A 17,906-nucleotide genomic window follows, 5' to 3' on the forward strand; every position below is an offset into this window, starting at 1 on the left:
GTGTCGAACGGCTTCTGCACGGTCAGCTCCTCGGCGGGGTCGGGCAACGGCGCCAGCCTACTGGGCCCCGGCGGAGCCGTCCGGGGCCGACGCGGCGATGGCGGCGAACTGCTCGACGGTGAGCGACTCGCCGCGGGCGCCCGGGTCCACGCCGGCGGCGGTGAGCGCGGCGGCGGCCCGGTCCGCGCCGCCGGCCCAGCCGGCCAGCGCGGCGCGCAGCGTCTTGCGGCGCTGGGCGAACGCGGCGTCGACGACCGCGAAGACCGCCCTGCGGGGTACGTCGGGTCGGGGCGGCTCGCGCCGGGTGAACGCGACCAGGCCGGAGTCGACGTTGGGCACCGGCCAGAACACGTTCGGCGGGACCTTGCCGGCGGCGCGGGCGCGGGCGTACCAGGCGAGCTTGACCGAGGGGATGCCGTACACCTTGGAGCCGGGACCGGCGACGAGCCGGTCGGCGACCTCCTTCTGCACCATCACCAGGCCGTGCCGCAGCGTGGGCAGCTCGGCGAGCAGGTGCAGCACCACCGGCACGGCCACGTTGTAGGGCAGGTTCGCCACCAGCGCGGTGGGGGCCGGGTCGCCCAGGTCGGCGGCGGTGACCCGCAGCGCGTCGGCGGGGTGCACGGTGAGCCGGGCGGCGTCCGGGCCGGCGAACCGGTCGGCGGTGCCGGGCAGCGCGGCGGCGAGCGCCGGGTCGAGTTCCACGGCGTGCACGTGCGCGGCGACCGGCAGCAGCGCCAGGGTGAGCGAGCCGAGCCCGGGGCCGACCTCCAGCGCCACGTCGTCCGGGGCCAGCCCGGCGGTGGTGACGATCCGGCGCACCGTGTTCGGGTCGTGCACGAAGTTCTGGCCGAGTTTCTTGGTCGGCGTGACGCCGAGCCGCGCGGCGAGTTCCCGGATCTCCGCCGGGCCGAGGAGTCCGGTCACGCCCCGTAGCGTAAGCGTCCGCCCATTCGTGAAAGGAGGGGCCCCTTCTTAACGCCTGGCGTCGAGAAGGGACCCCTTCTCACCGCCACGGGCCGAAGGCGCGCTCACCGTTGGTCGACAGCGCGGCGCAGAGTTCGTCCAGGTCGGCGCCGGTGGTGTCGGCCAGGAACCGGACCGTCAGCGGGATCAGGTACGACGCGTTCGGCCGGCCCCGGTACGGCATCGGGGTCAGGTACGGCGCGTCGGTCTCCACCAGCATCTGATCCGGCGGGGTGACGGCGGCGGCCTCGCGCAGCGCGGCGGCGCTGCCGAACGTGACAGTGCCGGCGAAGCTGAGCAGGTGGCCCCGGCGCACGCACGCGCGGGCGAAGTCGGCGTCGCCGGAGAAGCAGTGCATCACCACGGTGTCCGGGGCGCCCTCGTCGTCGAGGATGCGCAGCACGTCGGCGTGCGCCTCGCGGTCGTGGATGACGAGCGCCTTGCGGTGGCGCTTGGCGATGGCGATGTGCGCCCGAAAGCTCTCCTCCTGCGCGGCCCGACCCGCCTCGCCGGTGCGGAAGAAGTCCATCCCGGTCTCGCCGATCCCACGGACCCGGTCCCGCCCGGCGAGCGCCTCGATCCGGCGCAGCGCCTCGTCCAGGTCGGCGAGGCGGGGCGCCTCGTTGGGGTGCAGCGCCACGGTGGCCAGCACCGCGGCGTACCGGTCGGCGACGTCGGCGCTCCACTCGGACGACGCGATGTCCACGCCGACCTGGACGAGCCGGTCCACGCCGGCGTCGGCGGCGACCGCGAGCGCGGCGGCGACCGGGTCGCCGTCGCCCGCGCCGCCCGAGGAGGAGCCACCGTCGCCGCCGGGGGGTACGCCGTACTCGCCGACGGTGATGTCGAGGTGGGTGTGGCTGTCCGGTACCGGCATCGGCAGCGGCTCGGGGGCGGGTGGGAACTCGCCGGCCCGGCGGGCGGCGCGCTGCTTGCGGGTCTCGGTCTGCTCGGTCATCGCGGCCAGCATCACACACTCGCGCCGGGCCGCGTTCCCGGACCGCCACCGGCCGTTCACACGCCCCACATCTGGCCGGCCTAGCGTCCCGGAAATGACCGTCACGGACCGTACCGGCGGCGCCGCCTCCGAGCGGACCGGGCTGCGCGTGGCGTACGACGGGCGCGTGCACCCGGCCGAGGAACTCGCCCGGGGCGCGGCGTACGAGCTGTTCAGCGCCGACGAGGTGCCCGGCTTCGAGTGGTGTCCCCGGCCGGGTGGCGGCCTGCCCTGGCGGAAGTTCGTGCACGCGACCGAGGTGGAGGCGGTGCACGGGGCGGCCGAGCCGACCGAGGAGCCCGACTCGCCGCTGCTGATGCCGGTGCACCGGGACCGGGGCTGGGCGTACGTGCACCAGCTCAGCCAGCGGCCGGCGGCGGCGGGCGACCCGACGCTGGCCGCGGTGCGGGCGTCGGCGGTGATCCGGCCGGGCACCCGGATGGTGAAGGTGCTCTCCGCCCGGCAGCTCGCCGGTTACGTGCGGGGCTGGTTGCCGCACGGCTTCTGCTACCGGGAGCACGACGTGGCGCACCTGCGGACGCCAGCGGGGCTGGCGGTGCTGCGCGGCGACTCCGAGGGCGGCGACGTGGCGTACGCGTTGCGGTGGCGGGCCGCCGACCCGTCCGACTACGACGTCCCGGTCGGCCCGGCGCACCGCGGGCTGACCGCCCTGCCGCCCCGGGACCGGATCGGGCCGCCGGTGCTGGGTACCGGGTTCGTGCCGAGCGACGGGCAACTCGTCCCGGAGTTCGTCACCCGGGACTTCGCCGACCTGCCGGTGCCGGCCAACGCCACGCTGCTCGCCTACCCGGCGGAGGGGGTGGAGGTGGTGCTCTACACCTATCAGGCGGAGCAGCGCGGCTGGCTACGGCTGGCCGGTCCGCAGTGGCGGCACCTGCTGGCCGCGGTGCCCGGCCTCGCCGCCGACCAGGAGTACGTGCCGACCGGCGACGCGCCGCGCTCGACCCGGCTGGTCGGCGCGTACGCCGGGGCCGAGTACGAGGCGGTGGCCGACCAGCCCGGCGGGTTCCGGGTGCTGGCGATGACCCGGGCGGCCCGCTATCCGGTGGACGCGGTGGCCCGGCGGCTGCGGACTGCCGTGTGGCGCGGGGTGCCCTGTCTGGTGCTGCGGGAGGAGGCGGGCTGGCTGCGGTTGCGGCTGCGTCGCCCGGATCCGGACGCGGTGGCGGTGACCGGGGCGCAGTGTCACGAACGGGGCGTCTACGAGGTGTGGGCGCCGGGTGGCGAACTGACCGAGGACCGGGTGGTGGACCTGCCGTACCCGCGCCGCGACGCATAGCCGGCGGCGGGTGGGGAAGGCGTGGGCGTCCGAGACCCACGCGAGGGGGAATTCCGACATGCCTTTCGTCACCGTCGGTACGGAGAACTCCGCACCCATCGACCTGTACTACGAGGATCACGGTTCCGGTCAGCCGATCGTGCTGATCCACGGTTTCCCGTTCAACGGGGCGACCTGGGAGAAGATGAGCGGTCCGCTGCTCGCCGCCGGGTACCGGGTGATCACGTACGACCGACGCGGGTTCGGCAGTTCCGCGCAGCCGGCGTTCGGCTACGACTACGACACGTTCGCCGCCGACCTGGACGTGTTGATGACCGAGCTGGACCTGCGGGACGCGATCCTGGTCGGGCACTCGATGGGCACCGGCGAGGTCACCCGCTACCTGGGCGCGTACGGCTCGGACCGGGTGTCTCGCGCGGTGGTGATGGCCCCGTTGGCGCCGTTCCTGCTGAAGACGCCGGACAATCCGGAGGGGGTGGAGAAGAGCCTGTTCGACGGGTTCCAGCAGGCGATCATCCAGGACCGGTTCGCCTACCTGACGCAGTTCTGCGACGTGTTCTTCAACGCCAGTGAGAACAAGGGCAAGCTGGTCAGCGACGAGGCGTACCACGCGCACTGGCAGATCGGCGCGCAGGCGTCCGCGAAGGGCACCCACGACTCGGTGGACGCCTGGCAGACCGACTTCCGCGGCGACCTGCCGAACATCAAGATCCCGGTGCTGATCATCCAGGGCGACAAGGACAACGTGTTGCCGTACCCGAAGACGGGTCAGCGGCTGGTGAACATGCTGTCCGACGCCAAGCTGGTCACGCTCAAGGGCGCCCCGCACGGCACGCCGTGGACCCATCCGACCGAGGTCAACAACGCGATCATGGAGTTCATCGGCAAGCCGAGCATGGCCCGGGCCTGACCCCGGACGACACGCGGGCCCCGGGGGTGTTCCCCCGGGGCCGCGGTGCCGTCGTGATCAGCCGGCGAGGCGGGCCAGTTCCTCGTCGACGATGGACGGGTCGAGCTTGCGGAACACCGGCTTGGGCGCCGCGAGCGGCCGGCCCACCTCCAGGGGTACGGACTCCCAGCGCGCCCCGACCGTGTAGTCGCCGGTCAGCACCGGGTACGCCGGGCCGCCGTCGAGGTCGTCGACCTCCTCGATCACGGGCATCGGCGCGTGCGTGCCGGTGCCGCCGAGCAGCTCGTGGATCTGCTGGGCGGAGTGCGGCAGGAACGGGGTGAGCAGCGTGTTGGCGTCGCTGACCACCTGGAGCGCGACGTGCAGGATGGTGCCCATCCGCGGCTTGTCGTCGTCGCCCTTGAGCTTCCAGGGCGCCTGCTCGGACAGATACTTGTTGGCCTCGGCGACCACCTTCATGGCCTCGCCGATGGCCTGCTTCTGCCGGTGCCGGGCGATCAGGTCGCCGACGGTGGCGAAGCCGGCCTTCGCGACGTCGAGCAGCGCCCGGTCGGCGTCGGTGAGCCCGGCCGGGTCGACCGGCGGGATCGCGCCGAAGTTCTTCGCCGCCATCGACACGGACCGGTTGACCAGGTTGCCCCAGCCGGCGACCAGCTCGTCGTTGTTGCGGCGGAGGAACTCCGCCCAGGTGAAGTCCGTGTCGTTGCTCTCCGGGCCGGCGACCGCGATGAAGTAGCGCAGCGCGTCGGCGTCGTAGCGCTCCAGGAAGTCCCGGACGTAGATGACGACCTTGCGGGAGGAGGAGAACTTCCGCCCCTCCATGGTCAGGTATTCGCTGGAGACGACCTCGGTGGGCAGGTTGAGCCGGCCCAGCCGGCCGGGCTCGCCGTCGCGGGCGCCCTCGCCGGAGTAGCCGCCGAGCAGCGCCGGCCAGATCACCGAGTGGAAGACGATGTTGTCCTTGCCCATGAAGTAGTAGCCGAGCGCGTCCTTCCCCTCGGCGTCGGCCGACCACCACTTCCGCCACGCCTCCGGGTCGCCGGTGCGGCGGGCCCACTCGATGGAGGCGGACAGGTAGCCGATCACCGCGTCGAACCACACGTAGATCCGCTTGTCGTTCCGGTCCTGCCAGCCGTCGAGCGGGATCGGCACGCCCCATTCCAGGTCCCGGGTGATGGCCCGGGGCTGGAGGTCGTCGAGCAGGTTCCGGGAGAACCGCAGCACGTTGGGCCGCCAGCCCTCCCGGGTGTCCAGCCACTGCCGCAGCGCGTCGGCGAGGGCGGGCAGGTCGAGGAAGAAGTGCTCGGTCTCCACGAACTCCGGCGTCTCGCCGTTGATCTTCGACTTGGGGTGGATCAGGTCGATCGGGTCGAGCTGGTTGCCGCAGTTGTCGCACTGGTCGCCGCGGGCGCTGTCGTAGCCGCAGATCGGGCAGGTGCCCTCGATGTAGCGGTCCGGCAGGGTGCGGCCGGTGGACGGGGAGATCGCCCCGGTGGTGACCTTCGGGACGATGTAGCCGTTGCGGTGCAGCCCGGTGAACAGCTCCTGCACCACCGCGTAGTGGTTGCGGGTGGTGGTGCGGGTGAACAGGTCGTACGACAGGCCGAGCGCCCGCAGGTCCTCGGCGATCACCCGGTTGTAGCGGTCGGCCAGCTCACGCGCGGTGACCCCCTCGGCGTCGGCCTGCACCTGGATCGGGGTGCCGTGCTCGTCGGTGCCGGAGACCATGAGCACGTCGTGACCGGCCATCCGCATGTACCGGGCGAAGACGTCGGAGGGAACGCCGAATCCGGATACGTGGCCGATGTGGCGCGGGCCGTTGGCGTAGGGCCAGGCGACCGCGGCGAGAACGTGACTCATGAGCGTCAAGACTAGTGATTGCCGTGGGCGCCCCGCGAACCAATAGGGCGGGCCGGCCCGGCGTACGCCCGATTTGTCGCCGACACGCGGTCTGAGCTGCCCGGCGAGCCCGCGTCGCAGGTGTGGAATGAACGGCGTGACCAGCAGACCAGCGGCGCCCGAGCCGTCCGCGTCCGCCCGGGCCGCGCCGCGCGGCACGCCGGTCGCCCCGCAGCCCCGGGTGGACCCGGTGGATCCGACGGTGGAGGTGGAGCCGACCACCGGGGCGCCGGTGGACGCCGTGCCGCGCCGGGTGCCGGTGCGGCAGCCGCGCTGGCAGCGGCGGTCCGCCCCGGCCGGCGACGAGGCGACCGGCTGGGCGCCGATCGAGGAGGTGCACTGGGACGGCACGCCGCTGCGCGACGAGCCGCGCCGCCGGACCGTCCGGATCCGCGCCCGGCGGGAGCCGGCCCGCCCGGTCCACCCGCCGGACCCGCCCGCCGGGCTCGCCGTGCTGGTGACGCTGAGTCTGCTCGCCGCGTTCTTCGCCTGGGTGAGCGCCGGCCCGTTCTGGCTGGCGGTGGGGCACTCGACGGGCGGCACCGTGATGATCACCGAGTGCGCGGGCGACGGACTCACCCAACGCTGCCGGGGCATCTTCCAGGCCGACGGCGACCGCTTCCAGGCGCAGGGCGTACGGGTCAGCGGCGTGCCCGCCGGACACACCGCCACCGGCAGCACGTTGCCGGCCCGGATGACCGGACCGGGCGGCGCCACCGCGTACGCGGACTCCGGCGTCGGGCGGCACCTGCGCTGGCTGCTCGGGCTGGCCCTGGTGGCGGGCTGCGCCGCCGGGATCGCCCGATGGACCGGCGCGACCCGACTGACGGACCCGCGACAGCGGCGCTGGGCGGTCGGCCTGGCCGTGGCCGGCCCCCTGCTGATCCTGATCGGCTTCCTCGCCGCCGCCTGGTGATGGTGCAAGGAGGGGCCCCTTGCTAACGCCTCCGGTAGAGAAGGGGACCCCTCTAACAACGAGGTGTTAAAAGGGGGCCCCTCCTTACACACACGGCGGCTCAGCCTCAGCGGTGCACGACCGCGTAGACGTCGCGGCGGCGCAGCCCGTACGCGGTCGCGACCTCGGTGATCGCGTCCCGCCGGGACGCCCCGGCCGCCTCGCGCTCGGCCACCGCGGCGCGCAGCGCGTCGTCGTCGGGGCGGACCGCCGGGGTCGCCGGCGCACCGGCCACCACCAGCGTGATCTCGCCGCGTACGTCGCCCGCGGCGGCCCACTCGGCCAGCTCGCCCAGGGGCCGGCGGACCACTTCCTCGTAGGTCTTGGTCAGCTCGCGGCAGAGCGCGGCGGGCCGGTCCGGGCCGAACGCCTCGGCCAGGTCGGCAAGCGCCCCGGCGATCCGGTGGGTCGCCTCGAAGAGCACCAGCGTGCGTTCCTCGCCGGCCAGCGCGCGCAGCCGGGAACGGCGGGCGCCGGGGGTGCGGGGCAGGAAGCCCTCGAAGCAGAACCGGTCGCAGGGCAGCCCGGACAGCGCCAGCGCGGTGGTGACCGCGCTCGGGCCGGGGGCGGCGGTGACCGGGACGCCGGCCTCCAGCGCGGCCCGCACCAGCCGGTAGCCGGGGTCGGAGACGCTCGGCATGCCGCCGTCGGTGACCAGCGCGATGGTGTAGCCGGCGGTGAGCACCTCGGCGAGTTCCGGGGTACGCCGTTCCTCGTTGCCCTCGAAGTAGGAGACGATCCGGCCGGGCACGGTGATGTCGAGGTCGCGGGCCAGCCGGGTGAGCCGCCGGGTGTCCTCGGCGGCGACCACGTCGGCGGTGGCGAGCACCTCGCGGAACCGGGTGGACGCGTCGGCCGGGTTGCCCAGCGGCGCGCCGAGCAGCACCAACCGTCCCACCTCGGACATTTCCCCCACGGCGTGCGCTCCCTCATCGATGGTCGTACCAATTTCGGAGACGATGGACGCCACCGGGCACCCTCGCAGCCTACGATCGCCGGGTGACGAGTGCCTCGACAGCACAGGAGCCCTCCACCACCGACCGGGCCGCCGGCTCACCGGGCGACGACGGCGGGGGTGGCATCCCGGCCGCGGTCCGGCGTCGGCTCGCCACGGTCGACGACCATCTGGGCCGGGGGCAGGCGTGGCTGGCCACCGCCGTGGTGGTGGCGATCGCCGCGATCCTGCGCTTCGTCGGGCTCAGCCACCCCTCGGGCAAGATCTTCGACGAGACCTACTACGCCAAGGACGCGTACGGGCTCATCGACCGGGGCGTCGAGTGGAACTACAAGGACAACGGCCCGTCGTACGTGGTCCACCCGCCGCTGGGCAAGTGGCTGATCGGGCTCGGCGAGTGGGCCTTCGGCTACCAGGACGCCGAGACCAACATCTCGGTGCCGGGGCACCTGATGACCACCGCCCCGGAGTTCGGCTGGCGGTTCGGCGCGGCGGTCTGCGGCACGCTGTCGGTGCTGCTGCTGGTGCGCATCGGCCGGCGGATGTTCCGCTCCACCACGCTCGGCTGCGCGGCGGGTCTGCTGCTCGCGCTCGACGGTTTCCACCTGGTGCTGTCCCGCACCGCGATCCTCGACATCTTCCTGCTGCTGTTCGTGCTGGCCGCGTTCGGCGCGCTGGTGCTCGACCGGGACGCCCGGCGGCGACGCTGGTCCCGGGCGCTGGCGGCCGGCCTCGACCCGACCGTGCCGGGGCGCGCCGGCCGGCCGGCGTCGGGCTGGCGGAACTGGCCGTGGTGGCGGCTGCTCGCCGGCGTGCTGCTCGGCTGCGCCTGCTCGGTGAAGTGGAGCGGGATCTATTTCGTGCCGGCGTTCGCGCTGCTGGTGCTGCTCTGGGAGGTCGGGGTCCGCCGGTCGGCCGGGGTCCGCCGCCCGTGGCGGGACGCCGTCCTCGACGAGCTGCCCTGGCTGCTCGCGGCCGGCGTGCTGATGGTGGTGACCTACGTGGCCACCTGGTCGGGTTGGCTGCTGAGCGACGAGGGTTACTACCGTCTGGCCAGCCGCTACCCGAACGTCGAGGGCCTGAGCGACACGCCCGTGTTCGGCGCGCTGATCAACCTGTGGGAATACCACAAGGCCGCGTACGGCTTCCACACCCAGCTCGACGACCCGCACAAGTACCAGTCCTGGCCGTGGCAGTGGCTGCTGCTGGGCCGGCCGGTGGCGTTCGCCTGGTCCGGTGACGGCAACTGCGGCGCGGCGAGCTGCGCCTCCGAGGTGCTGCTGCTGGGCACCCCGCTGCTCTGGTGGTCGTTCCTGCCGGCGCTGGCCGCGACCGTCTGGCTGGGCCTGGCCCGGCGGGACTGGCGGGCCGGGGCGATCCTGCTGTGCGCGGCGGCCGGGCTGCTGCCCTGGTTCTGGTTCGCGCTCGACGGCCGGACGATGTTCTCGTTCTACGCCGCGCCGGCAGTGCCGTTCCTGGTGCTCGCCGTGGTCTACGTGCTGGGCGCGATCGTCACCCCCGCGCCGGTCACCGGCACGGCCGCGCCGCCGAGCGAGGAGCAGACCAATGACCGCCGTCTGGTCGGCGGCATCATCGCGGGCGCCTACGTGCTGCTGGTCGCGCTCTGTTTCGGCTACTTCTATCCGATCTTCGTGGGGAAGCTGCTGCCGTACGCGGACTGGTCCGCCCGGATGTGGCTGGACGGCCGCTGGATCTGACCGCGGCCTGAACGCACGACGGCCCGGTGGAGACCTCTCCACCGGGCCGAAATGTGCTTGCGCCCGCGCCGCCGATCTGCATGGCGGGCTGGGGCAGAAAAAAGCGCGCCCCGATCGCCTGCCACGGGGGAAGCGGGCGATTGGGGCGCGCAAGACAGAGCTTAACCACACTGCGCCGGCCGCACAACGGGTGCAGCTCAGTCAGATTCCCGACCAACGCGCCACCCCCCGAAAGGTTTACATCGGGTAGCTAACGGTGGGTCATCCCCCGGGAACATAACGAGTTCGACACCATCGTCGACCGGGTCGCACCCACCACCCGGATGATCTTCCATTGTGGATCTCACTACACTCGCCCGGTGATCAACAAGAGACGATCGACGGCCGTCCTGTGGGGACTGCTGGCGGCGATCGCGCTGATCGGTCCGAGCCCCGCCGGGGCCGACGACGAGACCACCGAACCCGCCGCCGAACCACCCAAGGTCGAGCTGGTGCTCGATGTCAGCGGCTCGATGCGGGCCCGCGACATCGACGGGCGCAGTCGGATCAGCGTCGCCCAGCAGGCGTTCAACGAGGTGGTCGACGGCCTGCCCGACGAGACGCAGCTCGGCATCCGGGTGCTCGGCGCCACCTACCGGGGCAAGGACAAGAAGCAGGGCTGCCGGGACACCCAGCAGATCGTGCCGGTCGGCCCGGTGGACCGGTCCCAGGCCAAGGCCGCCGTCGCCGGGCTGCGCCCCACCGGTTTCACCCCGGTCGGGCTGGCGCTGCGCTCCGCCGCGCAGGACCTGGGCACCGGCAGCACCGCCCGCCGGATCGTGCTCATCACCGACGGCGAGGACACCTGCGCCCCGCCCGACCCGTGCGAGGTGGCCCGCGAGCTGGCCGCGCAGGGCACCCGGCTGGTGGTCGACACGCTCGGCCTCGCCCCCGACGAGAAGGTACGCCGGCAGTTGCTCTGCATCGCCGGCGCCACCGGCGGCACCTACACCGCGGCGCAGAGCGCCGACGAGTTGACCGGCCGGATCAAGCAGCTCGTCGACCGGGCCCGCGACACGTACACGGTCACCCCGGCGGTGGTCGGCGGCACGGCGGCCTGCGCGGACGCGCCGCTGCTCGCGCCCGGCGTCTACACCGACCGGGAGGCGTTCTCCGAGCACCGCTGGTACCGGGTGCCGGTGCGTGCCGGGCAGGAGCTGCGCGCCTCGGTCAGCATCGGGCTGGACCGGCCGGTGAACCCGGACTACGGCGTGCTGCTGCGGGCCACCGCGCCGGACGGGCGGGAACTGGTGCGCGGCGTCGACGCCGGCAGCGGACGTACCGACGTGGTCTCGGCCGGCCTGCGCTGGTCGGCCGCCGAGGAGGAGGACGCGGCGGGCCCGACGCCCACCCCGAGCGCGACCGCGGCGGCCCGGACCGTCTGCCTGGTGGTCAGCAACTCGTTCGCGGCCCGCGCCGGCACCCGCGCCGAACCGGGCATGCCGGTGGAGCTGACCGTGGACGTGGTCGCCGCCTCCCCCGCCCCGGACGGGCCGGACCTGGGCCGCGGCTGGGCACTGCTGCTCCTGCTCATCCTGGCCGGCCTCGTCACCGGCCTGGTCGCCGGGCTGCTCACCCGCTGGTGGGTCGCCACCTGGAGGGAGAACTGAGGATGCGTACGCTCATCCGCGTCGCCGCGGCGACCGCCGCCGCCGGCCTCGCGCTCGCGCCCGGCGCCGCCCTCGCCGCACCGAGCCCGTCCCCGGGCGCGACCACCGTGACCAAGGCCGGCACCTCGTTCCTCACCGCCACGACCATCACCGCCGGCCAGCCGGTACGGGTCGGCGCCTCGACCGGCGACCACCTGTACTGGTCGTTCCGGGCCGAGGCCGGGCAGGTGCACGAGGTCGGCGTCACGGTCGCCTTCGGAAAGCCGCGCACCGGCCCGTCCACCTGGACGGTCGACGTGTTCGACGGGCTGCGTCGCCGGCAGGCGTGCACGGCCGGCGCGCAGACCCCCACCGTGGACGCGTCGGCGACCGGCGTGACGCTCGGCTGCACGCTGCGCCGGGTGCGGCCGTGGGCCGAGCCGTGGTCCGGCGACCCGCTGCCCGGCACCTACTACGTCCGGCTCTCCGTCACCGACCTGCCCGAGCCCGACCTGGGCCTGCCGATCGAGGTGGACCTGCTGGCCGGCGCGACCGACTCCGGCGGCGCGTCCGGTGACGACGGTGAACTGGCGGCGCCACTGGTGCCGAACACGCGGGCCGGGACGGTGCTGACCGCCGAGCCGACGCCGGAGCCGGCCGCCGAGGAGGAGACCGACCTGACCGGCTGGCTCCCCGAAGCCGGCTCGCGCTGGGTGTGGACCAGCGTGGGCGGGGTGCTCGCCGCCGTGGCCGGCGTGGTCGGCTTCGCCCTCACCCGGCGGCCCCGCCGCCGCTGAGACCGCGACCGGTGGCCGCCGCGAACCCGACGCGGCGGCCACCGGAAGCGCCACACTCAGACCGTACGCGAACCGCGCGGCACCCAGCCGATGAACCGGTCCTGCAACGCGGTGACCGGCGCGGCACGCAGGTCGTGCGTGGCGGCCGCCAGGCAGGAACCGAGATAGACGCTCAGCGACGCCCGGTCCACCTGGTACTCGATCAGCAGGTTCCGGCGTTTGGTGGCACAGGGCCAGTCTTCGCCGCACGAGCCGCAGGTCCAGTCGGGCGTCACGGGGACGTGCTCGCCGGACCGTGGTTCCGACGCCTCCACACAGGGGGCCATCGGCCACTCCTTCCATCGATGTCGATGACGCTGCCTCCCCCCACAACGTTCCTTCAGCGCCACACTGCGCTCCGCCGTTACGGTACGGTCACCGCGTGTCCCCGTCACCCACTGACGCACGTGCGTGACCTGTTGCCGTCCACCGTGGCGGTGGCGGTGGCCGGTCCGGCCGACTGGTCCGGCACGCTGCTGCCGGCCGAGCGGGCCGGCCTGGGCGACCGCGCGGTGCCCCGCCGCCGGCGCGACTTCACCGCCGGCCGGACGTGTGCCCGCCGGGCGCTCGCCGCGCTCGGCCTGCCGGTCACGCCGCTGCCCACCGGCCCGGACCGCGCCCCGGTCTGGCCAGCCGGCGTCGTCGGAGCGATCACCCACACCCAGGGCTACTGCGCCGCCGCCGTCGCCCGCGCCACCGACGTGCGCGCGGTCGGCATCGACGCCGAGCGGCACCGCCCGCTCACCCCGGGGGTACGCCGGAAGGTGTGCCGCCCCGACGAGGAGGCGGACCTGGTCCGGCTGCCGTCCGGGCTCCCCTGGCCGACCGTGCTGTTCAGCGCCAAGGAGACCGTCTACAAGGTCTGGTACCCGCTCGTCGGCACCTGGTTGGGCTTCCCGGACGCCCGGCTCACGCTCGACCCCGACGCGGGCACGTTCCGCGCCGAGATCGCGCCGGCCCGGCTCGCCGCCGCCCCGGTGCCCGATCCGCCGTCGTCGATCACCGGACGGTTCGTGGTGGACGACGACCTGATCCGTACCGCCGCCGTCCTGGCACGTCGGTGAGGGCCGGACGGCGGCGTTGTCGACGGCTTGTACCGTCGTCCCGACTGAAATCTCCTCCCGAAGGTGCCCAAGGAGTACGGTGAGCCACCCTCAGCCTCCGTCCGGGTCACAGGACCCGGACCAGCAGCCGCAGGAACCGCCGACGCAGGCGTTCCCCACCGCGCCGATGCCGCCGGTGTCCGGCAGCCCCTGGGCGCCGCCGCCGACCTCGGACGCGCCGACGGCCCCCATCTCGGGCGCGCCCCACCCGCCCCAGCCGCCGGTCTCCGGGCCGCCCCAGCCGCCGGCCCCGCCGACCCAGGCGTTCCCGCCGGCCCAGGCCACCGAGGCGTTCCCGTCCCAGCCGACCTCCGGCGCGCCCCAGCCGCCGACCGAGGCGATCCCGCCGGCCCCGCCGACCGAGGCGTTCCCGCCGGCCCCACCGACTCAGGCGATCCCGCCGGCCCCGCCGACCCAGGCCTATCCGCCGGCGCCGTCGACCCAGGCGTTCCCGCCGCCACCGTCCACCGAGGCGTACCCGCCGGCGCCACCGACGTCGGGCGCGCCGTACCCGCCGGGTGGGGCGTACCCGCAGGCGGGTGGCTATCCGCAGGCGGAGGGTTACCCGCAGGCAGGTGGCTACCCGCAGGCGGAGGGTTACCCGCAGGCAGGTGGCTACCCGCCGCCGGGTGGCTACCCGCCGCCGGGCGGGGCGCAGCCGCCGTATCCGCCCACGTCGGGCGCGCCGTACCCGCCGCCGGGTGGGCAGTATCCGCCGCCGGGCGGTGAGGCGTACCCGGCGACCGGGCCGTACCCGCCGCCACCGGGGCAGCCGTTCGGGCCGCCGGCGAAGAAGTCCGGCCGGAACGTCTGGCTCACCGTCGGCATCGTGGTGGTGGTCCTGCTGCTGCTCTGCTGCGGCGGTGGGATCTTCGCGCTCTACAGCGGCGCGAAGAAGACCAAGGAAGCGATCGACACGCTGCCCACCCCGGACATCAGCTACAGCAACCCGATCGATCCCCCGCCGCCCACCGGTGACCCGTCCGTCACCACGCCCCAGCCGGGCACGACCGACGACGAGACGTTCAACATGCCCGCCGGCGACAAGCTGATCGTCAACGACGACGAGGGCACGGTGGAGATCATCGTCGGCAACTTCCGGACCAAGGACAGCGCCTGCCGGGAGTACGCGTCCGCCCCGAAGAACGGCACGTTCCTGATCGCCGACGTGTCCGCCGAGGTCACCAAGGGCACCGGCTCGATCAACCCGTTCTTCTTCACCTGGAAGGGCGCGGACGGCACCGAGGAGAGCGGCATCGCCGGCGCGTTCTCCGGCTGCGGCAAGCTGATGACCTCCGGCAACAACCTGCCGGCCGGTTCCAAGCGCAGCGGTCAGCTCATCTTCGACGTCAAGGACCGCAACGGCGTCGTCGAGTACGAGCACCACCTGCGTACCGCCGGGTCCTGGAAGCCCTGACCGGCGCGTGACCCCGCCCGGGGCCGGTCCCGTCGAGGGCCGGCCCCGAGGGCCGTTCGGTCGGTGCCGCCGGGCCGTTCGGGTCTTTTCATGTGCGTGTGCCACTCGCCGGCCGCCAGGCTCGACGGATGGCGAACGAGACCACCATCCCGCTGCTGCCGTGCCGCTCCCTGGACGACGTCGCGCCGTTCTACCGGGCCCTCGGTTTCGAGGTGACGCACCGGCAGGCGCGCCCCAACCCGTACCTGGCGCTGCGCCGGGAGGATCTGAACCTGCACTTCTTCGGCATGCCGGAGTTCGATCCGGCCACCTCGTACGGCAGTTGCCTGGTCGTGGTGGACGATCCGGTCGGCATCCACCGGGCCTTCGCGGCGGGCCTGCGTGCCACCTACGGCAAGGTGCTCGTCTCCGGCGTGCCCCGGATGACGCGCCCCCGGCTCCGGCACAACGCCGACGGGCACACCGGGTTCAGCATCGTCGACCCCGGCGGCAACTGGATCCGGTTCGTGGCCCGGGCCGCCACCCCGGACGCGGACGACGACCGGGCCGGGCTGGCCCGGGCCCTGCGGAACGCGGTGGTGCAGGCCGACTCGCGCGGGATGCCCGAGCAGGCCGCGCGGATCCTCGACGGCGCGCTGGCCCGGCCCGACGCCGCCGACGATCCGGCCGTCCACGTCGAGGCGCTCGTCTACCGCGCCGAGCTGGCGCTGCTGCTGGACGAGCCGGCGGTCGCGCGTGGGCTGCTGCGGCGGGCCGACGCGGTGCCGCTGGACGAGGCGCTGCACGGCCGGCTGGCCGACACGCTGCGGCACGCCGCCGACCTGACCGCCCTGCTGCCACCGGAGTAGCCGTTCCCGCCGCACCGAGATCTTGGTACGGAACGGCCCCGGCGAGGGCGGTCCCGTACCAAGATCTATGGCGGTGTCGCGGCGGGCCGATCGGCTGGCCGTCGTCGGTCTGCCGGTCGGGGGGCCGGTCGACGGGCCCCCCGGGCCCGCCGGTTGTCCGAATCCCGCGACTCGTCGTCGCCGGACGCTGCCGCAGCGTCGACGTGGAGCGCACCGATTGACCGCTGGCAATCGTTGCGTACGCAAGCAGACTGTGGTGCGTGACGAACCCATCACCGCAGGTCCCGGGTCCCCGCCCGGCGTATCCCGCTCCGAGACAGTCCTGGTGGCGCCGGCTCTCCAGCGGCGCGAAGGTCGCGGTCGTGGCCTCGGGCGTGCTGGTGCTCTGCTGCTGCGGCGGCGGGGTCGCCGCAGTAAGCGGCTCCACGGACGAGAAGCCGACATCGATCGCCGCGGTCTCGCCCTCGATTAACGGCGGCGACAGCCCGGCAGCGGTCGCTTCCCCTGCTGGCTCCCCTTCGGTCATCACGCCGGTCGAGTCCCCGTCGGCATCCCCGACGACCGGGTCCCCGAATCCGGCGCCACGAACTGCCGCCGCAAGACCCACCCCCAAGCCGAAGCCGACGCGCACCAGCCCTCGACCGACGCCGAAGCGGACCACCAGCGCGCCTCGGACCACCAAGCCGTCCCACAGCACGGTCCAGGGCTCCGTTCATCCGGGTGCCTTCTGCAAGCCGGAGGGCGCACTCGGCCACACCGCCAAGGGCACGTTGATGCGCTGTACGCGCAAGGCCGGTGAGGATCAACCGAGGTGGCGTGCCGCATAGCTGCCGGATGGTCGGCAGGGCGGTGACCGTGGACGAGCGTCCACCTCAACTGCCGGGTAAACCCCGCGCCCGCCTGCGGGCAGTCGTCGACTTCCGCGCCCCTATGCTGGGCCGGTGATCATCGCTGACGCCACCGGCTCCTGGGCCGGCACCAACGGTTTCCGGATGCTGCCCGCCGATCCGTTCGCCGAGTCGCCGGCCACGCTGACCGTGACGACCGCTGCCGGCGGCCACCTGACCACCGTGGCGTACGCGTGGACGCATCCGGACGACGGCCCGCAGGACGGCCTGCTCGTGATCGCCGGCGGGGAGCAGCCGGGTTCGCTGGCCGCCTGGTGGGGCGACTCGTGGCACCAGCAGCCCACCGCGATGACGCTCACCGGCGCGACGGGCGCGGCGTCGGCGATCGAGCTGGCCGCCGAGTACGCCGGCGGTTGGGGGTGGCGAATCACGCTGGACGCCGCCGACCCGGTGACGCTGCGGCTGGTGATGGAGAACGTGGTCCCGGCGGACCAGGCCGGCCCCGACACGCCGGCCGGTCCCTACCCGGTCATGGTCACCGAGCTGCGCCGGGCCTGAGGCCGCGGCGACCGCGACGCCGTCGCGCGGTGACCGGCTCGCCGGCGACGCCCGCGACGTGGTGGCCGGGCGGGAAGGCCGGGGCCGACCGGTCAGCCCTGGCCGTCGAGGATCTCGCGCAGCCGGCGGGCGAACGCCTCCGGCTGGCCGGCGTAGCCGCCCTCCCCACCGACGAAGCCGCCGTGGTGGCTCGGGAAGACCGCCGGCCGCCCGCCGAGCAGCTCGGCCGTCGCCACCGACGTGCGGCCGGTGAACGTGTCCGCCGACTCCTCGCCCACCGCGATGACCAGCCGGGTCGGTGCCACGCGGAGCGCGTCGACGTCGGGCCGGTAGCTGGTGACCGCCGCGGACCGGTCGGAGAGCAGCGGGTCGTCCCGGGAGCCGTCGTCCTCGACCGGCATCCCGAACGCCGCCGGGTCGGGCAGGGGCCGGGCGAAGTAGTCGTCGGTGAACTCGCCGCGCCATGACGTCATGGCCACGAACGCGGCCATGCCGGCACCCCAGCCGTTCTTCTGGTACGCCTCCTGGCAGGCCGCGGTGGCCCGCGCGGCGGCGTCCGCGTCGGGCAGCAGCGTGACGAGCGGCGGCTCGTGCGCCACCAGCGTGCCCACCGTGTCCGGGTACGCCGCGACGAGGGCGAGCGCGGTCACCGCGCCGCCGCTGCTGGCGAACATGTCGACCGGGCCCGTGCCGAGCGCGTCGACGACGGCCCGTACGTCGCCGGCCTGGGTCTCGGGCACGGAGTCGGTCCGGCCGTCCCGACGCACGCTGCGGCCGAGCCCGCGCGGGTCGTAGGTGATCACGGTCCGGTCCGGGAAGTACGAGGCCAGCGCCGCGAAGCCGTCGGCGCACATCGGCTGGCCGATCATGAGCAGCGGCCGGTGCGCGCCGGTGGTGGTGTTCGGGGCGTGCACGTCGTAGACGAGATCGACGTCGGGTGTCTGGAGCGTGTGCGTGGTCATGCTCCG

Annotated in this window: 16 protein-coding genes; 10 read left to right on the top strand and 6 right to left on the bottom strand. The window is 74.0% G+C overall.

What is annotated here, in order from left to right; genetic code table 11:
• Positions 1–57 precede the first annotated feature (57 nt).
• Both rsmA and TPA0908_RS27945 read right to left on the bottom strand, forming a co-directional pair.
• On the bottom strand, positions 58–927 hold the full coding sequence (gene rsmA / locus TPA0908_RS27940) for a 16S rRNA (adenine(1518)-N(6)/adenine(1519)-N(6))-dimethyltransferase RsmA (protein ID WP_281943015.1): 870 nt from the start codon (positions 925–927) through the stop codon (positions 58–60).
• Positions 928–1,006: 79 nt separating this feature from the next.
• Positions 1,007–1,936 (bottom strand): TatD family hydrolase, encoded by a 930-nt coding sequence (locus TPA0908_RS27945; protein ID WP_281943016.1) that lies wholly within the window; start codon positions 1,934–1,936, stop codon positions 1,007–1,009.
• Between the two features lie 82 nt (positions 1,937–2,018).
• Here TPA0908_RS27945 and TPA0908_RS27950 point away from each other — a divergent pair, with 82 nt between their 5' ends.
• Entirely contained in the window at positions 2,019–3,263 is a 1,245-nt protein-coding gene (locus tag TPA0908_RS27950; RefSeq protein ID WP_281943017.1) for a hypothetical protein, read from the top strand.
• Positions 3,264–3,321: 58 nt separating this feature from the next.
• Positions 3,322–4,173: an alpha/beta fold hydrolase gene (locus tag TPA0908_RS27955; protein ID WP_281943020.1), complete on the top strand. Its 852-nt coding sequence runs from the start codon at positions 3,322–3,324 to the stop codon at positions 4,171–4,173.
• 57 nt (positions 4,174–4,230) lie between these two features.
• On the opposite strand, the gene metG is transcribed toward TPA0908_RS27955, so the two are convergent.
• Positions 4,231–6,033: a methionine--tRNA ligase gene (metG, locus tag TPA0908_RS27960; RefSeq protein ID WP_281943021.1), complete on the bottom strand. Its 1,803-nt coding sequence runs from the start codon at positions 6,031–6,033 to the stop codon at positions 4,231–4,233.
• A 127-nt stretch (positions 6,034–6,160) separates the two neighbouring features.
• Between metG and TPA0908_RS27965 the strand changes: the two genes are divergently transcribed.
• On the top strand, positions 6,161–6,988 hold the full coding sequence (locus TPA0908_RS27965; RefSeq protein ID WP_281943022.1) for a hypothetical protein: 828 nt from the start codon (positions 6,161–6,163) through the stop codon (positions 6,986–6,988).
• Between the two features lie 106 nt (positions 6,989–7,094).
• Here TPA0908_RS27965 and rsmI read toward each other — a convergent pair whose 3' ends face one another.
• On the bottom strand, positions 7,095–7,934 hold the full coding sequence (gene rsmI, locus TPA0908_RS27970) for a 16S rRNA (cytidine(1402)-2'-O)-methyltransferase (protein ID WP_374709275.1): 840 nt from the start codon (positions 7,932–7,934) through the stop codon (positions 7,095–7,097).
• A gap of 92 nt (positions 7,935–8,026) precedes the next feature.
• On the opposite strand from rsmI, the gene TPA0908_RS27975 reads away from it, so the two are divergent.
• From TPA0908_RS27975 to TPA0908_RS27985, 3 genes are all read left to right on the top strand, one after another.
• Positions 8,027–9,700: a dolichyl-phosphate-mannose--protein mannosyltransferase gene (locus TPA0908_RS27975; protein ID WP_281943026.1), complete on the top strand. Its 1,674-nt coding sequence runs from the start codon at positions 8,027–8,029 to the stop codon at positions 9,698–9,700.
• 359 nt (positions 9,701–10,059) lie between these two features.
• Complete coding sequence (locus TPA0908_RS27980) at positions 10,060–11,349, top strand: VWA domain-containing protein (protein ID WP_281943027.1); 1,290 nt, start codon at positions 10,060–10,062, stop codon at positions 11,347–11,349.
• A 2-nt stretch (positions 11,350–11,351) separates the two neighbouring features.
• Complete coding sequence (locus tag TPA0908_RS27985; protein ID WP_281943029.1) at positions 11,352–12,125, top strand: peptidase; 774 nt, start codon at positions 11,352–11,354, stop codon at positions 12,123–12,125.
• Between the two features lie 56 nt (positions 12,126–12,181).
• On the opposite strand, the gene TPA0908_RS27990 is transcribed toward TPA0908_RS27985, so the two are convergent.
• A complete protein-coding gene (locus TPA0908_RS27990; protein WP_107157130.1) occupies positions 12,182–12,451 on the bottom strand; it encodes a hypothetical protein in 270 nt (89 codons plus the stop codon).
• Positions 12,452–12,571: 120 nt separating this feature from the next.
• On the opposite strand from TPA0908_RS27990, the gene TPA0908_RS27995 reads away from it, so the two are divergent.
• The 4 genes from TPA0908_RS27995 to TPA0908_RS28010 all read left to right on the top strand — a co-directional run bounded on the left by TPA0908_RS27995 (position 12,572) and on the right by TPA0908_RS28010 (position 16,938).
• A complete protein-coding gene (locus tag TPA0908_RS27995; RefSeq protein ID WP_281943032.1) occupies positions 12,572–13,228 on the top strand; it encodes a 4'-phosphopantetheinyl transferase family protein in 657 nt (218 codons plus the stop codon).
• 79 nt (positions 13,229–13,307) lie between these two features.
• Positions 13,308–14,684: a DUF4352 domain-containing protein gene (locus TPA0908_RS28000; RefSeq protein ID WP_281943034.1), complete on the top strand. Its 1,377-nt coding sequence runs from the start codon at positions 13,308–13,310 to the stop codon at positions 14,682–14,684.
• A gap of 128 nt (positions 14,685–14,812) precedes the next feature.
• Complete coding sequence (locus tag TPA0908_RS28005; RefSeq protein WP_281943036.1) at positions 14,813–15,532, top strand: VOC family protein; 720 nt, start codon at positions 14,813–14,815, stop codon at positions 15,530–15,532.
• 941 nt (positions 15,533–16,473) lie between these two features.
• Positions 16,474–16,938: a hypothetical protein gene (locus tag TPA0908_RS28010; protein WP_281943038.1), complete on the top strand. Its 465-nt coding sequence runs from the start codon at positions 16,474–16,476 to the stop codon at positions 16,936–16,938.
• A 92-nt stretch (positions 16,939–17,030) separates the two neighbouring features.
• Here the strand turns inward: TPA0908_RS28010 and TPA0908_RS28015 are convergent, their stop codons facing one another.
• A complete protein-coding gene (locus tag TPA0908_RS28015; RefSeq protein WP_281943041.1) occupies positions 17,031–17,900 on the bottom strand; it encodes an alpha/beta fold hydrolase in 870 nt (289 codons plus the stop codon).
• Between the last annotated feature and the right edge of the window lie 6 nt (positions 17,901–17,906).

Source organism: Micromonospora sp. AKA38 (genome assembly GCF_027925725.1).
In the GTDB taxonomy this organism is placed as follows: domain Bacteria; phylum Actinomycetota; class Actinomycetes; order Mycobacteriales; family Micromonosporaceae; genus Micromonospora.

Bases quoted from the DNA above. Each gene is read 5' to 3' on its own strand.
- TPA0908_RS27945 (WP_281943016.1), bottom strand. From the start codon at position 1,936: ATGCTGGCCGCGATGACCGAGCAGACCGAGACCCGCAAGCAGCGCGCC.
- TPA0908_RS27950 (WP_281943017.1), top strand. From the start codon at position 2,019: ATGACCGTCACGGACCGTACCGGCGGCGCCGCCTCCGAGCGGACCGGG.
- TPA0908_RS27955 (WP_281943020.1), top strand. From the start codon at position 3,322: ATGCCTTTCGTCACCGTCGGTACGGAGAACTCCGCACCCATCGACCTG.
- metG (WP_281943021.1), bottom strand. From the start codon at position 6,033: ATGAGTCACGTTCTCGCCGCGGTCGCCTGGCCCTACGCCAACGGCCCG.
- TPA0908_RS27965 (WP_281943022.1), top strand. From the start codon at position 6,161: ATGAACGGCGTGACCAGCAGACCAGCGGCGCCCGAGCCGTCCGCGTCC.
- rsmI (WP_374709275.1), bottom strand. From the start codon at position 7,934: ATGTCCGAGGTGGGACGGTTGGTGCTGCTCGGCGCGCCGCTGGGCAAC.
- TPA0908_RS27985 (WP_281943029.1), top strand. From the start codon at position 11,352: ATGCGTACGCTCATCCGCGTCGCCGCGGCGACCGCCGCCGCCGGCCTC.
- TPA0908_RS27990 (WP_107157130.1), bottom strand. From the start codon at position 12,451: ATGGCCCCCTGTGTGGAGGCGTCGGAACCACGGTCCGGCGAGCACGTC.
- TPA0908_RS28005 (WP_281943036.1), top strand. From the start codon at position 14,813: ATGGCGAACGAGACCACCATCCCGCTGCTGCCGTGCCGCTCCCTGGAC.
- TPA0908_RS28015 (WP_281943041.1), bottom strand. From the start codon at position 17,900: ATGACCACGCACACGCTCCAGACACCCGACGTCGATCTCGTCTACGAC.